General features: G+C 64.0%; 20 protein-coding genes and 1 pseudogene. 10 read left to right on the forward strand and 11 right to left on the reverse strand.

The annotated features are described in order from the left end of the window. Nucleotides 1–41 precede the first annotated feature (41 nt). The 4 genes from IDT60_RS11055 to IDT60_RS11070 all read left to right on the forward strand — a co-directional run bounded on the left by IDT60_RS11055 (nt 42) and on the right by IDT60_RS11070 (nt 2,766). A complete protein-coding gene (locus tag IDT60_RS11055; RefSeq protein ID WP_191081912.1) occupies nt 42–683 on the forward strand; it encodes a DUF305 domain-containing protein in 642 nt (213 codons plus the stop codon). Between the two features lie 85 nt (nt 684–768). After that, nucleotides 769–1,647, forward strand: a complete 879-nt coding sequence (locus IDT60_RS11060; protein WP_191079119.1) for a F510_1955 family glycosylhydrolase — start codon at nt 769–771, stop codon at nt 1,645–1,647. A gap of 51 nt (nt 1,648–1,698) precedes the next feature. Further along, the gene (locus IDT60_RS11065) at nt 1,699–2,232 is read left to right on the forward strand and encodes a hypothetical protein (protein ID WP_223883969.1); all 534 of its coding nucleotides are present in this window, start codon (nt 1,699–1,701) and stop codon (nt 2,230–2,232) included. Between the two features lie 120 nt (nt 2,233–2,352). Next, nucleotides 2,353–2,766 (forward strand): four-helix bundle copper-binding protein, encoded by a 414-nt coding sequence (locus tag IDT60_RS11070; RefSeq protein ID WP_191079121.1) that lies wholly within the window; start codon nt 2,353–2,355, stop codon nt 2,764–2,766. Nucleotides 2,767–2,830: 64 nt separating this feature from the next. Here the strand turns inward: IDT60_RS11070 and IDT60_RS11075 are convergent, their stop codons facing one another. Then, complete coding sequence (locus IDT60_RS11075) at nt 2,831–3,412, reverse strand: TetR/AcrR family transcriptional regulator (RefSeq protein WP_191079122.1); 582 nt, start codon at nt 3,410–3,412, stop codon at nt 2,831–2,833. Nucleotides 3,413–3,496: 84 nt separating this feature from the next. Between IDT60_RS11075 and IDT60_RS11080 the strand changes: the two genes are divergently transcribed. Then, nucleotides 3,497–3,664 carry a hypothetical protein gene (locus tag IDT60_RS11080; protein ID WP_191079123.1) on the forward strand — a complete coding sequence of 56 codons (168 nt, stop codon included), beginning with the start codon at nt 3,497–3,499 and terminating at the stop codon, nt 3,662–3,664. After that, nucleotides 3,661–4,209 carry a DUF2269 domain-containing protein gene (locus IDT60_RS11085; protein WP_223883688.1) on the forward strand — a complete coding sequence of 183 codons (549 nt, stop codon included), beginning with the start codon at nt 3,661–3,663 and terminating at the stop codon, nt 4,207–4,209. Before IDT60_RS11080 ends, IDT60_RS11085 begins: the two co-directional genes overlap by 4 nt. A 221-nt stretch (nt 4,210–4,430) precedes the next feature. On the opposite strand, the gene IDT60_RS11090 is transcribed toward IDT60_RS11085, so the two are convergent. Together IDT60_RS11090 and merA are read right to left on the reverse strand one after the other, a co-directional pair. After that, nucleotides 4,431–4,808 carry a DinB family protein gene (locus IDT60_RS11090; RefSeq protein ID WP_191079124.1) on the reverse strand — a complete coding sequence of 126 codons (378 nt, stop codon included), beginning with the start codon at nt 4,806–4,808 and terminating at the stop codon, nt 4,431–4,433. 69 nt (nt 4,809–4,877) lie between these two features. Beyond that, complete coding sequence (gene merA / locus IDT60_RS11095; RefSeq protein WP_191079125.1) at nt 4,878–6,323, reverse strand: mercury(II) reductase; 1,446 nt, start codon at nt 6,321–6,323, stop codon at nt 4,878–4,880. Between the two features lie 190 nt (nt 6,324–6,513). Between merA and IDT60_RS11100 the strand changes: the two genes are divergently transcribed. Further along, nucleotides 6,514–6,903 carry a heavy metal-responsive transcriptional regulator gene (locus IDT60_RS11100; protein WP_191079126.1) on the forward strand — a complete coding sequence of 130 codons (390 nt, stop codon included), beginning with the start codon at nt 6,514–6,516 and terminating at the stop codon, nt 6,901–6,903. Between the two features lie 694 nt (nt 6,904–7,597). On the opposite strand, the gene lgt is transcribed toward IDT60_RS11100, so the two are convergent. From lgt to IDT60_RS11140, 8 genes and pseudogenes are all read right to left on the reverse strand, one after another. After that, nucleotides 7,598–8,500 carry a prolipoprotein diacylglyceryl transferase gene (lgt, locus tag IDT60_RS11105; RefSeq protein WP_191079127.1) on the reverse strand — a complete coding sequence of 301 codons (903 nt, stop codon included), beginning with the start codon at nt 8,498–8,500 and terminating at the stop codon, nt 7,598–7,600. Nucleotides 8,501–8,791: 291 nt separating this feature from the next. After that, nucleotides 8,792–9,501 (reverse strand): annotated as a pseudogene (locus IDT60_RS11110) (DsbA family protein). 158 nt (nt 9,502–9,659) lie between these two features. Further along, nucleotides 9,660–10,730: a c-type cytochrome biogenesis protein CcsB gene (gene ccsB / locus IDT60_RS11115; RefSeq protein WP_191079128.1), complete on the reverse strand. Its 1,071-nt coding sequence runs from the start codon at nt 10,728–10,730 to the stop codon at nt 9,660–9,662. After that, entirely contained in the window at nt 10,730–12,382 is a 1,653-nt protein-coding gene (locus tag IDT60_RS11120) for a cytochrome c biogenesis protein ResB (RefSeq protein ID WP_223883689.1), read from the reverse strand. Before IDT60_RS11120 ends, ccsB begins: the two co-directional genes overlap by 1 nt. Nucleotides 12,383–12,574: 192 nt before the next feature. After that, entirely contained in the window at nt 12,575–13,183 is a 609-nt protein-coding gene (locus IDT60_RS11125) for a cadmium resistance transporter (RefSeq protein ID WP_191079129.1), read from the reverse strand. A 52-nt stretch (nt 13,184–13,235) separates the two neighbouring features. Further along, the gene (gene lspA / locus IDT60_RS11130; protein WP_191079130.1) at nt 13,236–13,754 is read right to left on the reverse strand and encodes a signal peptidase II; all 519 of its coding nucleotides are present in this window, start codon (nt 13,752–13,754) and stop codon (nt 13,236–13,238) included. Further along, entirely contained in the window at nt 13,751–15,703 is a 1,953-nt protein-coding gene (locus IDT60_RS11135; protein WP_191079131.1) for a cation-translocating P-type ATPase, read from the reverse strand. Before IDT60_RS11135 ends, lspA begins: the two co-directional genes overlap by 4 nt. After that, nucleotides 15,700–16,101, reverse strand: a complete 402-nt coding sequence (locus IDT60_RS11140; protein WP_191079132.1) for a helix-turn-helix transcriptional regulator — start codon at nt 16,099–16,101, stop codon at nt 15,700–15,702. Before IDT60_RS11140 ends, IDT60_RS11135 begins: the two co-directional genes overlap by 4 nt. A gap of 148 nt (nt 16,102–16,249) precedes the next feature. Between IDT60_RS11140 and IDT60_RS11145 the strand changes: the two genes are divergently transcribed. The 3 genes from IDT60_RS11145 to IDT60_RS11155 all read left to right on the forward strand — a co-directional run bounded on the left by IDT60_RS11145 (nt 16,250) and on the right by IDT60_RS11155 (nt 18,410). After that, a complete protein-coding gene (locus IDT60_RS11145) occupies nt 16,250–16,999 on the forward strand; it encodes a cytochrome c biogenesis CcdA family protein (protein ID WP_191079133.1) in 750 nt (249 codons plus the stop codon). A gap of 14 nt (nt 17,000–17,013) precedes the next feature. Next, nucleotides 17,014–17,634 (forward strand): TlpA disulfide reductase family protein, encoded by a 621-nt coding sequence (locus IDT60_RS11150; RefSeq protein WP_191079134.1) that lies wholly within the window; start codon nt 17,014–17,016, stop codon nt 17,632–17,634. A gap of 143 nt (nt 17,635–17,777) precedes the next feature. After that, the gene (locus IDT60_RS11155; protein ID WP_191081915.1) at nt 17,778–18,410 is read left to right on the forward strand and encodes an isoprenylcysteine carboxylmethyltransferase family protein; all 633 of its coding nucleotides are present in this window, start codon (nt 17,778–17,780) and stop codon (nt 18,408–18,410) included. The last annotated feature ends 118 nt before the right edge of the window (nt 18,411–18,528 follow it).

The following is an 18,528-nucleotide window of genomic DNA, read 5'->3' on the forward strand; positions in this document are numbered from 1 at the left end:
CTACGCGCCGCTGATACTTTTGAGGACCCTGATTTTTCATGATGAAGAAGACCCTGACCATTTCCGCTGCCGCGATCGCAGCAGCAATCGCCCTCGCCGGCTGCGCCGCTGGCACAGAAGCCGGAAGTCCGGCGACCAGCAGCATGCCCGGCATGAACCACGGCGGCTCGACGATGCCCTCGGGTTCAGCGTCGGCAACCTCGGCCGCAGCTTCGGCTGAGTTCAATGACGCGGACACCATGTTCGCGCAGATGATGATCCCGCACCACACGCAGGCCGTGACGATGAGCGAGACCATGCTCAAAAAAGAAGGCATTCCCGCCGCCGTGACGGAGCTGGCCACCAAGATCAAGGCCGCGCAGGGACCGGAAATCGAGAAGATGACCGGCTGGCTTGAAAGCTGGGGACAGCCCACCGCGATGCCCACCACCATGCCTTCCGGGCACAGCATGTCCGGGATGATGGGCGAGGAGGACATGGCCAAGCTTGAGGCCGCGCAGGGCACCGAGGCAGCAAAGCTGTTCCTGACCCAGATGATCGCCCACCACGAAGGCGCGGTAATGATGGCCAGGACCGAAACCACCGACGGAAAGAACGCTGACGCGGTCCAGCTCAGCAAGGACATCGTCAGTGACCAGGAAGCCGAAATCCAGGAAATGAAAGACCTGCTGGCCACCCTCTAGCGAGCACACCACCCGGCACCGGCCCCGTTCCCTGCGGGGCCGGCGCCTCCCCCAAACCCATTTCCCGGACCACTCTGGAGTTCCCGTGCCCCTGCACCTTATAAACCGAGGCCGTCCCGCCGCTGGATTCACCGCGGCCGCCGCCCTCCTGCTGACCCTGTCCGCCTGTGCCTCCGGCACAACAACCGGCACCGCATCTACTACTGCCGCGGCTGGCCTTCCCAGCTCGCACGTCCACGGCCTGAGCGTGAATCCCACAACAGATCAGGTCCTGCTTGCTACCCATGACGGCTTGTTCGACCTCACCAAGTCCCCCGCCACAAAGATCGGAGACACCAACGACCTGATGGGCTTTACGACAGCAGCTGACCAGGGCGTGTTCTATGCTTCCGGACACCCTGGCCCCGGCTCGGGCCTGCCCAACCCCATGGGCCTGGTCAAATCCGTGGACGGCGGCAAAAGCTGGGAGCAGCTCTCCCGCCAAGGCGAATCGGACTTCCACGCCCTCGCGGTCACCAAATCCGGAATCGTCGCCCACGACGGAACACTGCTGACCAGCCCGGACGGAAAAACCTGGTCCCCTGCCACCGCCGAGTTCGTCCCAGCTGTCCTGGCCGGAAACCCGGAAACCGACACCGTTCTGGCCACCACCCGCGACGGGCTCCAGCGCTCCACCGACGGCGGGAAAACCTGGGAACTGAACGAGGCAGCCCCCATCATCCAATTCGTCGCGTTCGCCGGCGGCACCGAAGTCATCGGCATCGAACCCGACGGTTCAGTCCAATACTCAGCAGACACCGGCAGTACCTGGACCCAGACAGGCCGGATCGACGGGGAGGTCCAGGCGATCACCGCCGTGAAAAAGACGGGCGACAAACCAACAATCTGGGCCGCCACCACCGAAGGGATTCTCGTCTCCACGGACGGCGGTGTGGTGTTCCAGGCCCCCGACGCTGTCAGATGACCACACCCGAAGTCTGCAGCTGATGGCCACGGCAGTATAGGCGGCCCAGTGATGGAGCACCAGGAGAGGATCTGGTTCGTGGACCCTGGGACGCTGCGGGACGTTGTGGTGGACCGGGATGCAGTCGAAGCCCGGCTGGAAGAGTGCACCGACCTGGAACGCGTGTGGGTTCTATCCCTGCTGGGACGTGGTGAAGAAGCGGTCAGCGAAGCTGAACAACTGCTGGCCGCCTCCGAGGACCCGTTCCGGGCCCTGCTCGTGCTGGCCTACGCCTATCAGCGGCTGTACCGCTGGCGGGACGCGGCCCAAGTGCAGGAACGTGCCCTGCGCGCTGCACGCACGACATTCAGGGAAGCCCAGGTCCGCCATCAGATCGGGCGACGGCTTTTTGATGAAGGCCTTCACCTCGCTGCCGCAGCCGAGTTCGAGTGGGCGGCTGACCTGTTCAAAGCCGCCGGACGTCCCCGCGCAGCACTCACCTCCTACCGGGCAAAAGAACGGGCACTAAAGGTCCATAGGCAAAGCCGGCTCCCGGACTGGAAGGAGCGTTACTACCAGCAAAAGGACAGCCATACTGGCGCATAACAGCACAAGGAGGAGTGGAAAGGAGGCGCACAGGAACCCAGGCCCGGACCCCCCGCACAAACAAATTCATGCGCGGCCGGAACATTATCAGCTACTCAAACCTTTGGAAGAGAGTACACAATGACGCACGGAACCACTCACAAACTGCTCGACGCCTACCCCAAGGACCTTGGCGGCATCGACCCGCACAAGCTGGCCGAATGCATCGCGGCCTGTTTTGACTGCGCACAAGCCTGTACAGCCTGCGCTGATGCATGTCTGAGCGAGGACATGGTGGCCGAACTGACCAAATGCATCCGCACCGACCTGGACTGCGCCGACATATGCACCACAACAGGCAACATTCTCTCCCGCCATACCGGCTACGACGCCAACATCACCCGCGCCGTTCTCCAGGCCTGCGCCACCGTATGCAAAGCCTGCGGTGATGAATGCGAACAGCACTCCGGCATGCACGAGCACTGCAGGATCTGCGCCGAGGCGTGCCGGCGCTGCGAGGCCGCCTGCAATGAACTCCTCAAGTCCCTCGGCTGACTAAGAGCCTTGATCAGCCGCTGAACCATCATCGTGAAGGCCCGCCACAGCGCGGGCCTTCACCTCAGGCACCCGAAGAATGGGCGGGATGCAGGGCGCCTATGGTGACTTTGACGAGCCTGAGCACCGCCTCATGCGAAGTCATTTCAGTTGCAGCTCCAAGGGCATGCAGACAAAAGGCCGCGAGCTCGTCCGGGGCAACGTCCGTGCGGAAAGCCGCCGCGTCCGCCCCCTCTTCAATGAGCTCTGCGAGCAGGTCCTGAAGGTGTTGCTGAGCCTGCCCTGCGTGTCCTGCCTGATGCAGGCGGGCCGCGTTGGCATCATCGCGGCCCGAGCGGGACAGGAAAGCATAGGCACGTAAAACGGCCTCGAGCCGCTGCGCGGCGCCGGCAGTCTGATCTTTGATGCGGAGCAGCTCATCCAGATGCGCCTGCATCTGGCGCTCATGCCAGGCCAGCAGGATGGACTCCACGTCCGGGAAGTACTTGTAAAGGGTCGCCCGGCCGATACCCGCCTCCTGGGCGATCGCAGACATCGTGACCCCCAACGTGCCGTAACCGGCAAAAAGGCGCGCAGCGGCGTCAAGAACGGCACCACGCACAGCGTCCCTGTGGGTCTCGATCGTCTCATTCCAAAGCCTTGGCATACCCGAATGCTACAACCTGACACCCATTAGACACAATGGCGGTTCCGATACATACTGTTTTACAAAACTTATCGAAGGATCATCATGACACACCCCGCGCCCAACCCCGATTCAGGCACTGAGAGCAGAGAAACCCCACGGCACAAGACGCCGCGGTGGGTGAAGGGATTTCTGGTCGCTGCTGCCGTGCTGGTGGTCGCCATTGTGGTCATACACCTCAGCGGCGGAACGGTCATGAACCACACACCATGAAACTCATGCCCCCCGCGGTGCGCAAGGCAGCCCTGACCGTCCACATCCTCTCCTCCGTGGGCTGGCTCGGCGCCATCGCCGCGTTCCTGGTCCTGGCAATCGCCGGCCTGACGTCCGCGGACCCGCAGCTGGTCCGTGCGGCCTACACGGGAATGAACCTCATCGGCTGGATGATCATCTTCCCGCTCAGCCTGGCCTCCCTGATCTCCGGCATCGTCCAGGGCCTTGGCACCGTGTGGGGCCTGTTCCGGCACTACTGGGTCCTGATCAAACTCATCATCACCGCCCTGGCCACGGCCCTGTTGCTCGTACATCTGCAACCGGTCACCGCAATGGCCAAAATGGCCCTGGCAGCAGACCTCGGGCCCTCAGACATGAACGGAATGAGGATCCAACTCGTCGCCGACGCCGGAGCGGCGATACTGGCACTGCTCATCACAAGTATCCTGTCCGTCTACAAACCTCGCGGACTGACCCGGCACGGACAAAAAGTCCTGAACAAACAACAGGCTCAGACCCGGCCAGCCAAGGGCGCCAACGCATAGGAGCGGGGAGACCCGGCCGCCGGGCTGGGCATCCATGAGGCTCGTTTCGCAACCCGGCGCACCGCCCGGAGCGAGTCAACGGAGGCTTGACTGCCCAGCCAAATACCGAAGGCTTGCAGACACCACCCAGCGGAAAACTCTTTGCCGTGATTTTGCCTTACTCACCGGTTACTGGTCTGCACCGGGGCGATCTTCTCGAGCAGGCAAACGAGGCAGAGTGCTCAGCGGTCCATCCTGCGTGTGATGGCGCGGATGGTCTTGTCCAGTCTCGCGGACATCCGTCGGTTGTTGAAGTACAGGGCTGCAGCCCGGGAGCCCCAGTAATTCACGATGTGAAAGGGGCGGGTGCCCGCGTTTAAGAGTGAAGCGAAGGCACTGCCGGCGCCACTTGGCAGTCGACTGATGAGGTGGACTAGCGGGAGCAGTGCGCGGACGACCATGTAGCCGAAGACCATGTGGAAGAGTAGTTCCTCATTTGTCCACTTGGTGCCGTTGCTCTTGCGGCCAAGCTCGGCGGCTGTGGCGCCCGACAGCAACGCATCAAGGTCGGCTCGTGCCCGCCGGTATTCGGTCAGGATGTCTTCCTTGGTCGGTTCCATGTTCCCTCCAGTTCGCCCCTTGCTCGTTTACTTGCCGGTCACGGCACCCGAACGGAAGAGTACCGCGCCTTACGAGGCGCAGCAGGACAGTTTGGAGACGTCGGTCGTGAAGGATTGCGCGGCGATTTTGATGCCTTCGGCCATGGTCAGGTACGGAGACCAAAGGTTCGCTACCTGGTCTACCGTCATGCCGGCCTCGAGGATGTACACCCCGGCGGCGGCGAGGTCTCCGGCTTCCTTGCCGACCGCTGTGATTCCAAGGATGCGCCCGGTGCTGCTTTCAGCGACGATTTTGATGAAGCCGCGGGTATCCCGGTTCACCAGTGCCCGTGGCACGTACTCTAACGACAGCACCCGGCACTCGCATCGGATGCCCGCCTCGTTGGCTTCCCTGTCGGTCATACCTACCGCGGCCAGGGCCGGGCTGGTGAACGTGACGCGAGGCAGGTGCCGGTAGTCGACCTCGCGGCCGGCATTTCGAAAGGCGTTCTCCGCCATCAAGGTCCCGTGCGCGGACGCAACGTAGACGAATTCCCGGTGCCCCGTCACGTCCCCGGCCGCCCAGATCCTGGGGTTGGAGCTGGCCAGGGTTTTCTCGACCAGGATCTGGCCGGTGTCACCGGTCTTAACCCCGACTGCATCCAGGTTCAGTCCGTCGGTCACGGCGCGGCGGCCGGTGGCCACCAGCAGCTTCTCTGCCCGGAACTCCTGCTGGGCCCCGGCCACTGTGGCCGTGACGACGACCTCGGAGCCGGCCGCGTCCGCCCGGACCGATGTTACTGCTGCGCGGCGGACTACCCGGATGCCCTCGTCGGCGAAGACACTGACCAGGGCGCGGGAGGCCTCCGGTTCCTCCTGCGAGGCAAGCCGGGAGCGGGCCAATACGGTCACTTTTGATCCGAGGCGGGCAAAAAGCTGCGCCTGTTCCAAAGCCACGTACCCGCCTCCGAAGACGATCAGAGACTCAGGGACCTCGTCTAGCTCCATGGCCGTGGTCGAGGTCAGGTAATCCACCTTGTCCAGTCCCGGCACCGGCGGTGCCCATGGGGCCGAGCCGGTTGCGACGAGATAATGGGCAGCGGTCAGGGAGTCGCGGGCGCCGTCAGGTCCTGTGATTTCCAAGGTCGGTTCTTCCGGGGTGCCGGCGAAAACGGCAGTGCCATGGCGCAGGTCCCACCCGTAATCGGCGGCCAGATCCACGTACTTATCCGAGCGCATACCTTCAACCAGTGCCCTCTTGCTTTCCATAAGCGCGCCCATGTCCACAGGGCCGGCCGAGGTGCTGATCCCGGGGAACCGTCCAGTCCCGTCCAACGCGACGTGCCGGGCTTCAGCGGCGGCCAGCAGGGCCTTTGAGGGCACGCAGCCAGTGTTCACGCACGTCCCGCCCACTGTTGACCGCTCGATCATCACGACCCGCTTGCCCAGATTCGTTGCACGGATCGCGGCAGCAAAGGCTCCGCCGCCCGAACCAATTACGGCCAAATCAAAATCCTGCGGTGCTGCACCAGCCATTGGTCCTCCAGCTACTTTTGCGTGAACACCCAAAATCGTTCTATTTGCGTGCTGTCCTCAGTCTGCACCTTCCCCTGCACGGGAAGGTCAAGTCCGGGCCGCAGCTCGTGATTGGGATCTTGTCGATCGGCCACAACCTTCCAGTAGCGTGGAAGGATAAGAGCTTTCGGGAGTGAGATTAAGGACCCAGATGCGAATAGGAGAGGCCGCTTCTGCTGTCGGCCTAACAAGCAAGACGATCAGATTCTACGAGGATCGAGGCCTGCTCCCGCCAGCTGAACGTTCCGCCAATGGTTATCGCGACTATGGCCCCGACACGATCAGCCGCCTGGAATTCATCCGCCGTTGCCAAGGCGCCGGACTGACGCTGGCGCAGATCCAAGGAATTCTCCACATCCGGGATAGCGGCACAACCCCATGCACCCGAGTACAAGACATACTCGGCAAGCAACTCATCGATCTGGACAAGACAATCGCGGAACTAACTGCGCTACGAGCCACCGTCGCGGAACATTTCAGGACGATCGAGGCAGCAGACCCCGGTAACTGCGATGCAGAACAGATCTGCAGCTACATCTGACAGCCGTCTGTATCTCCCTGCTGCACTTGTAGATGTCTCACAACCCTTGGGAAACGAGACGTCTTACGACTGTATGAATGCTTGTACTCGTAAGTGAATTCCGGGATGCTCGTCGTCTCGAAACTAAGGATGATTGTCGATGCCGAGACCGTGAATTGCGATACATAGTTGAAAGAATCGATGGGAAAAATGGATAGTCCAGCAACTTCACTCCCCGGAGTTGAATGCCATAGGCAATGCCCAGTTCGATCAGTGTTGGTGGTGGAAGCATCAAAGACAACCCCCGATACCCCTCATTGTGATGCCCCTGAAATTCCCTATCGTGATGGCCTGTGTGCAAGACCGGCAGCACGGGGCAGCCGTCCCGATACCCTCCCGGCTTTCTGATCAGGTGACGTTGAGCGCGCCTGCGATGATGTAGTCCGGCCGCTGCCGGTCCTCCCACGACCGGATGACTACGGATCGGGTCGATTCCGTGGGCGTTAAGCGTCGAACAGAATCTCAGGCGCTTCTCGCTTAACCTTCACCCACGGGTGTTGAAAGAAGTGGAGGCCGCCGGGCCTACCTTGCCAAGTATGTGCCCCGTTACAACACCACAAACACTCAGGCATCGCACTGTTCTCACCCGCCGAAGTTCACGACGGATCCTGGAAAGAAACCTGGACAACACCCGGCCACGCACTAGAACCCGTGCTCATGTTGGTTCTTCCCGTGCCGGTGGCGGATGGGCTGGTCCTGGTTTTGTCGTAAGCACACGCGACCGGGGTCTGGCTCTGAGAATCTGGAACAGGGCCAGCCCTGTTACCAGGAGCAGTCCGGCTACCCAGGTATTCACTCTGAGACCCAGTATCGTGTTGGCGTAATCCGAGCGCATCAGTTCAAACCCAAACCGTCCTGCGGTGTAGAAGACGATGTACAGGGCAAAGACGGCCCCTGCACCCAGTGAGAACTTGCGGTCCAGGATAATGAGAAGCGATGCCGCGGCCAGACACCAGAGGGATTCGTAGAGGAAAGTCGGCTGAAAGTAGCCAAGAACCTCCGGTGTGCCTTCCGGTGTAAGCAGTGCCTGGCCGGTGGCAGGGTTCATGGCGTGGATCTGGAGTTTCCAGGGAAGATTTGTCGGGCCTCCGTAGAGTTCATTATTGAACCAGTTGCCCCAGCGGCCCACGCCTTGGGCGAAGAGCAGCCCGGGTGCCGCTGCATCGACGAACGCCGTGAAGGGAATCCCGGCCCTGCGCGCGCCCACTGCTGCGCCGACCAGGCCCAGAGCCACGGCGCCCCAGATACCCAGTCCGCCCTCCCAGATCCGCAGTGCCCCCCAGGGGTCCTTGCCGGGGCCGAAGTAGAGCTGGTTGTCTGTGATCACGTGGTAAAGCCTTCCCCCAATTATCCCGAAGGGTACTGCCCACATGACTATGTCCAAGGTCTGGGCTGTTGTGCCGCCGCGTTCTCGGAGCCGCCTGGCTGTCAGCCATGTACCGGCGACGATACCGGCGAGGATGCACAGGGCATAAAACCGGATCGTCAGGGGCCCAAGGTCGAAGGCGCTGATCGTCGGCGATGGGATGAAGAGGTCCGGTACTGCTGAAGCTCGCATGGCACCTGTCACTTGAGGTAGGAGATGAAGAGCCATCAGGCCCCTTGGGCTGCGTGGATGAGTTTTATGAGCCGAGGGGCTCGTACGATGTTCGGCTGCGTCCGAACATGACGACATCGACACCGGCCATCACAGGACGAAGCAACCTTCTTCCACGTCCTCGAAGGAAACGTCAGGCCGGTTCTGCTGGGCCTGATTCAGGTGTGGCTCTGGTTGCCGTGCCCCAGGACCAGACAGGTCCTGGAAAGGCAAAGCGTGTTGAAGGCTATCGCCCTGCTGATCGGATGGGTTTCATTTATTCGCGGCATCGCTGAGGAACTGGCGGAATTGTTCCTCGCTGTTGAGGACGAGTTTTTCGCCGTTGAGGAAGAACGTGGGAGTGCCGGTGACGCCGAGGGCTTTGCCGTCGTTGATGTCCTTGCGGATCCTTCCTTGGTTTCTTCGGCGGCCATGGCTGCGTCGTACTTCTCCATGTCCAGGCCAAGTTCTTCGGCGAAGGTCCGGAACAGGGCGTTCTGGAAGTCCTGCTTTTCGCCCCACTGGGGCTGGGTTTCGAACATCTTGGCGGCCATCTGTTCGTATTTGCCCTGCTGCGCTGCCGCTTCCACGGCAAGGGCGGCCTGGCCGGAGTTCTTGTGTGAGGGCAGCGGGAAGTAGCGGTTTACGAAGGTGATCCGGTCCCCGTATTCAGCTTTGAGGGCCTCCACCAGCGGGGCGGCGGCGCGGCAGGCCTCACACTCAAAGTCCAGGAACTCCACGAGCTGGGCCTTCTCCGTCGCGGGGGTCGTGAGCCGGTGGCTGTCCTCCCTGACGAGCTGGGCGTCCACGACAGGTTGCACGGCGGCCGGTTCGGGCTTGGTCGCGGTGAACACCGCGTACCAGATCAGGCCGGCGCCGACAATGACAGCCAGCAGGATCCATACGACTCGGCGGATCCGGCCTGCCCCGTCCCGCGGTACGGCCTGCGTTGTGGTGGGCGGGGATGTTTTTGTGCGTGTCATGCTCCATGCTTTCGGGTCGTGGTTGCTTCCCATGGCGTTGCTGTACTGAACTTGCTGGCGCATCAGGGCGGAAAGCCAGCTCAGTCGGGGGTGTCAGGAACGGGTCGTGGTGTCCGACCAGCCGGCCGCACACCATAAAGATGGCCCAGGTGCTGTGGTCAGAGCCCCGAGTATGAGTGCAGTCCGTTGAAGAACTGGTTCACGATGGTGAAGTTGAAGACCACGCAGAGGTAGCCGACGATGGAGAGCCAGGCGGCGCGGGTGCCGGTCCAGCCGCGGGTTGCTCGGGCGTGGAGGTAGCCTGCGTAGACAACCCAGATTACGAAGGTCCAGACTTCTTTGGTGTCCCAGCCCCAGAACCGTCCCCAGGCTTTTTCGGCCCAGATCGCGCCGAAGATCAGTGTGAAGGTCCAGCCGAGGAACCCGATGGCGTTAAATCGGTAGGAGAGGTTTTCCAGGCTCAGCGCCGATGGGATCAGACGCATGAAGGCAGGCTTGTCCGGCCCGCCGGAAGCCAGCGCTTTTTCGCGGCGCGCCTGGACGAGCTGCAGGGCTGACATCGCGAACGTGAGCGTGAAGAGCGCCGAGGAGAGCACGGCGATGGAGACGTGGATGATCAGCCAGTAGCTCTGCAGTGCGGGAACCAGGTGCCCAACGGGGGTCCAGTACGCCACGGAGGCCGCGACGAGCATGATGATGACCAGGCCGGTGACGAACGTGCCGAGGAAGCGCAGGTCGCGGCGGAGCAGGGCCAGCAGGAACACGGCGATGACAGCGAAGGCGCCGGTGGTGAGGAATTCGTACATGTTGCCCCACGGCACGCGTCCCGCACCGAAGGCCCGGGTGATCACACCCGCGCCGTGGATCACCACGCCCAGGACGGTCAGGGCCACGGCAACACGGGCAGGAACGCGTTGTTTGACCGCGTAGCGCATGTCGCCGTCAGCAGTGCCGCCCACTGCAACATTCGACGACGAGGGGCGGACGGCTGCATCAGCCGGCCGGCCGTCATCGGCCGCTGTTGGGTTCGGCGACACACCCGCGGCTCCGATGGCTACGGGGAATTTCGCCGCGGCGGTTTCTGCGGCCTTCCTGTCCACGGACTGCAGGGTTTTGCTGCTTTTGGCCAGGTCCCAGGCGAAGGCGATGAACGCCACGGTGTAGGTTCCGGCGGCCAGCAGCATGAACAGTTCGCTGTACTGGCCCAGGGTTTGGTTGATGACAGGCATTAGCGGTCCTTAACGTGTTGGGCGGTGTCGGGGGTGCTGGCGGTGGCCGGGAGCTGCCATTGCTTGGTGAAGAGTTCGCGCAGGGCTTCTGTTTCCCCGGCCAGGCGGTGGTCTTCGCCGCGGGCCAGCAGGCCGTACTCGACCATGGTGCGTCCATCCGGGTGGGTGCCGGTCCGCACCCAGACACGGCGGCGGCTGATGTAGAGCGAAGCTACGAGCCCGGCGACTGCCAGGAGGGAAAACACCAGGACACCGCCCTGTCCGGGCGTGGCCCGGATGTCGACACCGATGTAGCGTTTGAGCCCGTCGAAGCTGATGCTGCCCTTACCCTCAGGCAGAGTGTACGTCGCGCCGGGGCCAAGGGTAATCCCGCCGGCGGGCAGGTCCCGGCCGTTGAGCTGGGTCAGGTTCTTCACGTCGAGTACGTACACGTTCTGCGGCTTCCCGTCGTCCAGGCCGAGGTTCCCGTAGTAGGAGTTCAGGTTCAGCTGCGGGTTCAGCGGGTCGGGATCGAAGCTGTAGGACACGCCCTGGTCGTTTTTGATGGCCGAGGGGAGGAAGAAGCCGACAAACCCGAGCTGGTCCGGGCCCGCGTCCGGGACTTTGATCGTCATTGATGAGGTGAAGACGCCGTCGCTGGGAACGGACACCACGGGGCCGCTGAACGCCGTCTGGCCGTTGCCGTCCTTGACGGTCACGATGGGGGCGTAACCGTTTCCGACCAGAAAGATTCCGGTTTCTCCGAAGTACACCGGTTCGTTGACTTTCAGGATCTGCTGCCGGCCCTCGGCGCCCGGTTCCTCTTTGGTGGTGAGGGCGGCGGTGAAGTCGATGGGTTGGCCGAACTGACGGGTGGATTCCCTGTCAAAGCGCACATCAAACTGGTCCAGGGTGACAGCGAAGGGGTCCAGTGTTGCGGGATCGAAATTGGTGCCGGGCGTGAAGGCGTCATAGCCAACAAGGGTGTTGACGAACGTCTCGCCCTCGATCAGGATCTTTTGTCCCCGGTAGCCGAACAGCCCGCCGATGCCCACACAGACAAGAACACCGATCAAAGAGACGTGGAAGACCAGGTTCCCGGCCTCCTTCAGAAACCCCCGTTCGGCCCCGACCGAGGGCATGGCCTCGTCGGTGTCCCGCACATCAACCCGGTAGCCGCGCTTCCTCAGGACCGCGGCGGCATCGGTGACGGCCTGCCTGGCGGAGACGCCTGCCGCGGCGGGGAGCGCCATGGTTTCATATTCCGGCAGCCTGGACAGCCGGCGCGGCGTGCGCGGCGGTCGGGAGCGCATGGCCTTGTAGTGCGCCCTTGCCCTGGGAACGACACAGCCGATCAGGGAGATGAACAGCAGAAGGTAGATCGCGGAGAACCACGCCGAAGCGTACACATCGAACATCTGCAGACTGTCCAGGAACTTACCGGTGTCCGGATTGTCCTTTAGGTACCGTGTGACGGCGGCAGCGTTGACCGGCCGCTGCGGGAACAGCGAACCGGGGACGGCGGCTACGGCCAGCAACAGCAACAACAACAGGGCAGTGCGCATGCTGGTCAATTGACGCCACACCCAGCGCAGCATGCCTTTGATGCCCAGGGCGGGTTCGGCCACGGGCGTGGAGGTTTTGGGCTGGCCGGGTTTGGTTTGGGCGGTCATAGTGCTGCTTTCTGCCGCTGTGGGCTGTTCCGCTTTTTGATCGTTCTTCCCTGGCCTTCCCGCCGAATTCGTGCCGCTCCCCTGGTCATCTGCGCCTTCGCCCCTTTCCAGGCCCTGGGCTCCGGGCTGCGGGCCGGCTGGCTGTTGCCCGCAGTCCCGGGCGCCGGGCAGGCAGAAGCTGCCGGGGCAGCGTCAGAGCCAGAGGTTGATGAGGCGTTGCAGGGATCCTGATCCGATGAGGATGGTCAGGCCCAGCCCGATGAAGACGGCCGGGACGAGCCAGTGTTCAATTTTTTCCAGGGTTTCGACGACTTTGTGGTGGGTGCCGATGAGCTTGCCCAAGGCGCACCACACAGCGACCAGGGCCAGGAAGACGATGACGGTGATGGTGGTGTCGGCCGGTGCCATAGTGCGGAACACGGGGGTGTAGATCGCGATGTTGTCCGCGCCGTTGGCGATGGTGATGCCCGCGATGCCAAGCAGGCCAAGACTTCCCGTGAGTTTGTTCTCATCATCATCATCGCCCTCGCGTTTCAGGCCGCGGATCAGGCCCAGGATGCCCAGGATCAGCGGGAAAATTCCGAGCAGCCCGACCCATTCGTCCGGGACGATGGTCAGACCCAGGGCAGCCAGGAGACTCAGCCCGACGAGGGTGATGAAACCGGCGTACTGCCCTCCGACAATGTGCCAGGCCCGTGGCTGGCCCCTGCTGGAGGCCAGGAAAAGCGCCGTCAGCACCACGATGTCATCGATGTTCGTCGCGGCGAACATCGCAGCCGCTGCCAGGATGGTGGCAAGCATGAGGAGTCCTTTCCGGGTATCAGTGGGGCGTTAGGGCGCTCTGGGGTGCTGCCTACGCCTTTTGCTGTTCCCTGGACCCGAGCAGGGTGCCCAGGACGTACAGGCCTACGCCGACGGTGACGAAGACGTCGGCGAGGTTGAAGGTCGGGAACCAGCCGCTGTGCAGGTAGTCCACGACACCCTCCCCGTCCAGCCGGTCCATGAGGTTCCCGGCGCCGCCGCCGAGCACCATCGCCGCACCGGCCCGGCAGATGGCCGGCATGGCCGGGGCGGTGGAGACGGCGTACCAGGTCATGCCCAGCACGATCGCGGCGGTCGCGGCGATGACCAGCCACGGGGCCAGGTCCGCGCCGAGGCTGAACGCGACCCCGGTGTTGTAGAGCAGCTTCAGGTTCAGCAGGCCCAGATCGACCGTGGCACCGTTGGCGAGCAGGGCTTCGGCCAGGGCCTTGATCCCCAGGTCGGCCGCCGCCAGCACGGCTGCCGCGACGAGCAGGGCGATCTTGATCCGCCGTGCCTTCTCAGCGACCGGTGGCGTTCCGGCAGGGTTGGCCGGGGGCTCGGCGCTCACGCCGCCGGTTCCAAAGCAGGCGCCGGCTTGGCAGCGGGGAGTGCGTTTTTGCGGCTGATCCGGCCGGCGCGGACGCCGTTGGCGATCACCACGATTTCGGCCAGTTCGTGGATCAGGACGACCGCGGCCAGTCCCAGCAGCCCGAACAGGGCCAGCGGGATCAGGATCGCGATCAGCAGCAGGGACAGGCCCACGTTCTGAAGCATGATGGACCGGGTCCTGCGGGCGTGGTCCAAGACCTGGGGCAGGTGGTTCAGGTCCTCGCCCATCAGGGCGATGTCAGCGGTTTCAATGGCGACGTCCGTGCCCATGGCACCCATCGCTATTCCGGTGTCAGCGGTGGCCAGGGCCGGGGCGTCGTTGACGCCGTCACCGACCATGGCGGTGGGCTGGCGGGACTTCAGGGCCCGGATGATCTCTGCCTTGTCTTCCGGGCGGAGATCGGCGTGGACTTCGGTGATCCCGGCTGCCTTACCCAGGGCCGCGGCGGTGATCGCGTTATCCCCGGTGAGCATGGCCGTGGTGTACCCGGAAGCGCTCAGCCGGGCGATGACCTGCGGGGCTTCGGGGCGCAGTTCGTCACGGACCGCTACGGCACCAATGACTTCACCGGCGGATTCGATCAGGACGGCGGTGGCGCCTGCCGTTTGCATCCGCTCGACATCCGCGGCCAGGGCGCCGGGGTTGATCCAGCCGGGGCGGCCCAGCCGGACGGTTTTGCCCTCAAAGGTGCCTTGCAGGCCGGCGCCGGGAACGGTGTCCACGTCGGTCACATCGGCCCTGGCGGGTGATGCGGCGAGGATGGCGCGGGCCAGGGGGTGTTCGCTGCGGGCCTCCAGCCCGGCCGCGAGGGCCAGAACCTCCTCCCGGGTAGCGGTCCCTGCGGCGGCGACATCGATCACTTCGGGCTTGTTCCGGGTCAGGGTGCCGGTCTTGTCCAGGGCGATGGTGCGGATCTTGCCGAGGGTTTCCAGGGCGGCTCCGCCCTTGATGAGCACACCGATGCGGCTGGCGGCGCCGACGGAGGCGACGACGGTGACCGGGACGGAGATCGCCAGAGCGCACGGCGATGCGGCAACGAGGACGACCAGGGCGCGTTCGAACCACAGCAGCGGCTCTCCCACGATGAAGCCGAAGGCGATGATCAGGGCCGCGGCGATGAGGATGCCGGGGACGAGTTTCTTGGCGATGTTGTCGGCCAGGCGCTGCCCGGGGCCCTTGCGGGACTGTTCGGCCTCGACGATGTGCACGATGCGGGCCAGGGAGTTGTTTTCCGCGGTGCTGGTGACTTCGACTTCCAGCGGCCCGGTGCCGTTGATCGCCCCGGCGTAGACATCGCTGCCGGGACCGGCCTCCACGGGGACGGATTCGCCGGTCAGCGCTGAGGTGTCCAGGGAGGTGCGGCCGGTGATGATCCGGCCGTCGGTGGCCAGCCGTTCGCCCGGGCGAACGATCATCCGGTCCCCGGGAACGAGCTCGGCAGGGTCAACGACGATTTCTGCTCCACCGCGCAGGACTGTCGCTTCGGCCGGGACCAGGTCCAGCAGGGCCCGCAGGCCACGCCGGGTCTTGGCCAGCGAGTATTCCTCCAGGCCTTCAGAAATCGAGTAGAGGAAGGCGAGCATCGCCGCTTCCTCGTACTCTCCCAGCGCGACGGCCCCGGCGGCGGCGATGGTCATCAGGGTCCCGACGCCGATCTTGCCTTTGGCCAGGCGGCGCAGGGTGGAGGGAACAAAAGTCCATGCCGCGACCAGCAGCGCCCCGATTTCCAGGACCAGGCGCAGCCACTCCGGGCCCCCGCTCAGGGACAGGATCCAGGCGGTCAGGAGCATCACACCCGCGATGGCGGCGGCCCTGATTTCGTTGATCTGCCAGAACCCGACCGCTTCCTCGGCCTCTTCCGCCGCGGTTTCGGGCTTGTCGTCGCTGCAGCCGCAGGCGTCACTCATTGCGCAATCTCCTTCGTTGGTTCCACGTTTGTCAGTTCCGGGCCGCTTCCGGCGCCGTAGTTCGGGCACAGGCTGACCGCGTTGCCGGTTGCGGCGAGCAGGACTTCGGCCTGGGCAAGCATGTCCATCAGTTCCGGGCGTGAGAGTGAGTAGTAGACGCTGCGGCCCTGCGCACGGCCTTCCACCAGGCCGCAATCGCGCAGGCATGCCACATGCGCGGATACCGTGGACTGGGCCAGGCCCAGCTCCGCGGCCAGGTCACCCACCCTGATTTCCCCCTCGGCCATCCGCTTCACAATGCCCAGCCGGGTGGCGTCACTCAAGGAATGAAACAGAGCGGCAGCAGGAGCCAGTTCCCGCCACCCTTCATTCAAAACCGTCCCATGATGAATCGTCATAGGACGATGATAACGCATAACTTTGATGTTATCGGTCCCTTACAGTAACGTTCAATGGGACAAGTACGTACCTCCAGCTCTAGGTTGTGCGGCCCGGGCATGCCGCCGTGGCGCGGCCACGAACTTGGCATGAATCGAGGAGTCAGCGTTGAGCATTGGCGGGTATTTCGCCGAGATGGTGCAGTCCGGGGCGCTGCTGGTTGCTATGCCGCTGGCGGCTACGGCAGGGATTGTCTCCTTCATTTCCCCGTGCATCCTGCCGTTGGTACCCGGGTACCTGGGCTTCGTCTCGGGATTGACAGATCCCACCCGGCCGGACAACCGTCGCAGGGTCATCACGGGTGTTGGGCTGTTCATCCTTGGATTCGCCGCTGTTTTTACCCTCTACGGGGCCGCGTTCGGCGTGATTGGAGGGTGGCTGCTGCAGTGGCAGGACATCCTGATCCGGGTCTTGGGCGTCTTCGTGGTGTTCATGGGCCTGGTGCTGGTCGGTGGTTTCTCCTTCCTGCAGACCACCCGGAAGCTGTCCTTCAGGCCCAGGGCAGGCGCCGCCGGCGCCCCGGTGCTGGGGATCGTGTTCGGCCTCGGGTGGACCCCCTGCATGGGCCCTACCCTCAGCGCGGTCCTGGCGCTGAGCACCACCACCGGGGATCCCTGGCGCGGGGCGCTGCTGGGATTCCTGTACTGCCTGGGGCTCGGAATCCCCTTCATGCTGGTCGCGATGGGCCTGAACTGGGTGACAAAAACCCTGGGATTCATCCGCCGGCACATCCGCACGTTCAACATCATCGGCGGTTCCCTGCTGGTCCTTGTCGGGATCCTGATGGTCTCAGGGATCTGGATGCTCTGGATCTACCAGCTGCAAAACCTCGCCGCCACAATCACCACTCCCGTCTGACGGAAGAACCAATCATGAACACACACCAACCCGCACCTGTACCTCCCCTCCCGGGGCGGCGGAACCTGCTGCTGGGAGCAGCATCCGCGGCGCTGCTCCTGGCAGGCTGCGCCGCCCCCGACACCCTGGCAGACCAGGCCAAAGCCGGGGACAACAAAAACTACATCGCCGGGGACGGATCCGTTTCCGAATACTCCCCCGACACACGCAGCGCCCCCGTGACGATGACTGGCGCGCTCTATGACGGCACCACGGTGGATTCCGCGGACTGGCAAGGCAACGTCACCGTCCTGAACGTCTGGTACGCCGCCTGCGCGCCCTGCCGTAAGGAAGCCCCCGACCTGGAAGCCCTGCATCAGGAATTCAAGAACGACGGCGTGCGGTTCTACGGCATCAACGTCCGCGACACCGCCGCCACCGCGGCCGCCTTCGAACGCACGTTCGGCACCACCTACCCCAGCTTCAACGACTCCGACGGCGGCATCCTGCTCGCCCTGGCCGATCACGTGCCCCCGCGGGCCGTACCAACCACCCTCGTTTTGGATAAGCACGGCAAAGTCTCCGCCCGGGTCCTGGGTCTGGCCGAAAAGAGCACCCTCAAAGCCCTGATCAGCGCCGCGCTCAGCGAGGCCTGAAACGTGCCGGGAACGTGCACGGCAGGCACGGACCTCATGCCCTGCTCTGGGCGGCGGGTACTTCCCCTGGCTTCAGGCTCAACGACATCCGGCGGCTGGGGCAGCCGGACCGCACAATCCGCGCCGACCAGGAGTTACGGGTGATGGCTGTTGCCGCCCTGGTCCTGTTTGTCGTCATGATGCTGCTCGCCGGCGACCTTCGGACACTGCTTCAGCGCCGCAGGACCGGCGACACCGGCAACCGGCGGAACTGGGCGGACCGCGGTTCAACCGAGTGGTGGGGGCTGGCCCTGGCCGAGCTGGGCTACCTGACGGTCGGCATCGCCGCTCCCGCCGCTGCCTTTTCCGGCCTGCCGCCCATCGCCGCCCTTGACCACCCGGCTGCGCACATTACCGGAGTCGTGATCGCCATCACCGGCATCCTGGCAACGTTCGGCGCCCAGCTGGCGATGGGATCATCCTGGCGGATCGGAGTTGACGAAACCGAACGCACCGCGCTGGTGACAACCGGCCCGTTCCGGCTGATCCGCAATCCCATCTTCACCGCCGCGGCCGCGGTGTTCCTGGGGCTGACGATGATGGTACCCAACGCCATCGCGCTCGTCGGCCTCATCTGCACGATCACCGGAATCCAGATCCAGGTCCGCCTGGTCGAAGAACCCCACCTGCGCCGCATCCATGGCACCGCCTACACCGACTACGCCTCCCGGGCCGGCCGCTTCCTGCCCGGCCTGGGCCGCCTGCCCGCCGAGCGCCATCCCCGGGCTGAGACCTGACGGAAGCTGAAACCGAGGCCCGGCCGGAGTGCAGGAACCTGTTTCCCGACTGTTTACCCTTACGGCATCTGCAGGACCACTGGAGACAACTTAGGGGCCGTGGGCGGTACCTACGATC

It is taken from the genome of Pseudarthrobacter sp. BIM B-2242 (assembly GCF_014764445.1).
Lineage (GTDB): Bacteria > Actinomycetota > Actinomycetes > Actinomycetales > Micrococcaceae > Arthrobacter > Arthrobacter luteus_A.

Bases quoted from the DNA above. Each gene is read 5' to 3' on its own strand.
- IDT60_RS11075 (WP_191079122.1), bottom strand. From the start codon at position 3,412: ATGCCAAGGCTTTGGAATGAGACGATCGAGACCCACAGGGACGCTGTG.
- IDT60_RS11155 (WP_191081915.1), top strand. From the start codon at position 17,778: ATGGCTGTTGCCGCCCTGGTCCTGTTTGTCGTCATGATGCTGCTCGCC.
- IDT60_RS11150 (WP_191079134.1), top strand. From the start codon at position 17,014: ATGAACACACACCAACCCGCACCTGTACCTCCCCTCCCGGGGCGGCGG.
- IDT60_RS11120 (WP_223883689.1), bottom strand. From the start codon at position 12,382: ATGACCGCCCAAACCAAACCCGGCCAGCCCAAAACCTCCACGCCCGTG.
- IDT60_RS11090 (WP_191079124.1), bottom strand. From the start codon at position 4,808: ATGGAACCGACCAAGGAAGACATCCTGACCGAATACCGGCGGGCACGA.
- ccsB (WP_191079128.1), bottom strand. From the start codon at position 10,730: ATGCCTGTCATCAACCAAACCCTGGGCCAGTACAGCGAACTGTTCATG.
- IDT60_RS11070 (WP_191079121.1), top strand. From the start codon at position 2,353: ATGACGCACGGAACCACTCACAAACTGCTCGACGCCTACCCCAAGGAC.
- IDT60_RS11125 (WP_191079129.1), bottom strand. From the start codon at position 13,183: ATGCTTGCCACCATCCTGGCAGCGGCTGCGATGTTCGCCGCGACGAAC.
- IDT60_RS11135 (WP_191079131.1), bottom strand. From the start codon at position 15,703: ATGAGTGACGCCTGCGGCTGCAGCGACGACAAGCCCGAAACCGCGGCG.
- IDT60_RS11055 (WP_191081912.1), top strand. From the start codon at position 42: ATGAAGAAGACCCTGACCATTTCCGCTGCCGCGATCGCAGCAGCAATC.
- IDT60_RS11085 (WP_223883688.1), top strand. From the start codon at position 3,661: ATGAAACTCATGCCCCCCGCGGTGCGCAAGGCAGCCCTGACCGTCCAC.
- merA (WP_191079125.1), bottom strand. From the start codon at position 6,323: ATGGCTGGTGCAGCACCGCAGGATTTTGATTTGGCCGTAATTGGTTCG.
- IDT60_RS11140 (WP_191079132.1), bottom strand. From the start codon at position 16,101: ATGACGATTCATCATGGGACGGTTTTGAATGAAGGGTGGCGGGAACTG.
- IDT60_RS11080 (WP_191079123.1), top strand. From the start codon at position 3,497: ATGACACACCCCGCGCCCAACCCCGATTCAGGCACTGAGAGCAGAGAA.
- IDT60_RS11100 (WP_191079126.1), top strand. From the start codon at position 6,514: ATGCGAATAGGAGAGGCCGCTTCTGCTGTCGGCCTAACAAGCAAGACG.
- IDT60_RS11065 (WP_223883969.1), top strand. From the start codon at position 1,699: ATGGAGCACCAGGAGAGGATCTGGTTCGTGGACCCTGGGACGCTGCGG.
- lgt (WP_191079127.1), bottom strand. From the start codon at position 8,500: ATGCGAGCTTCAGCAGTACCGGACCTCTTCATCCCATCGCCGACGATC.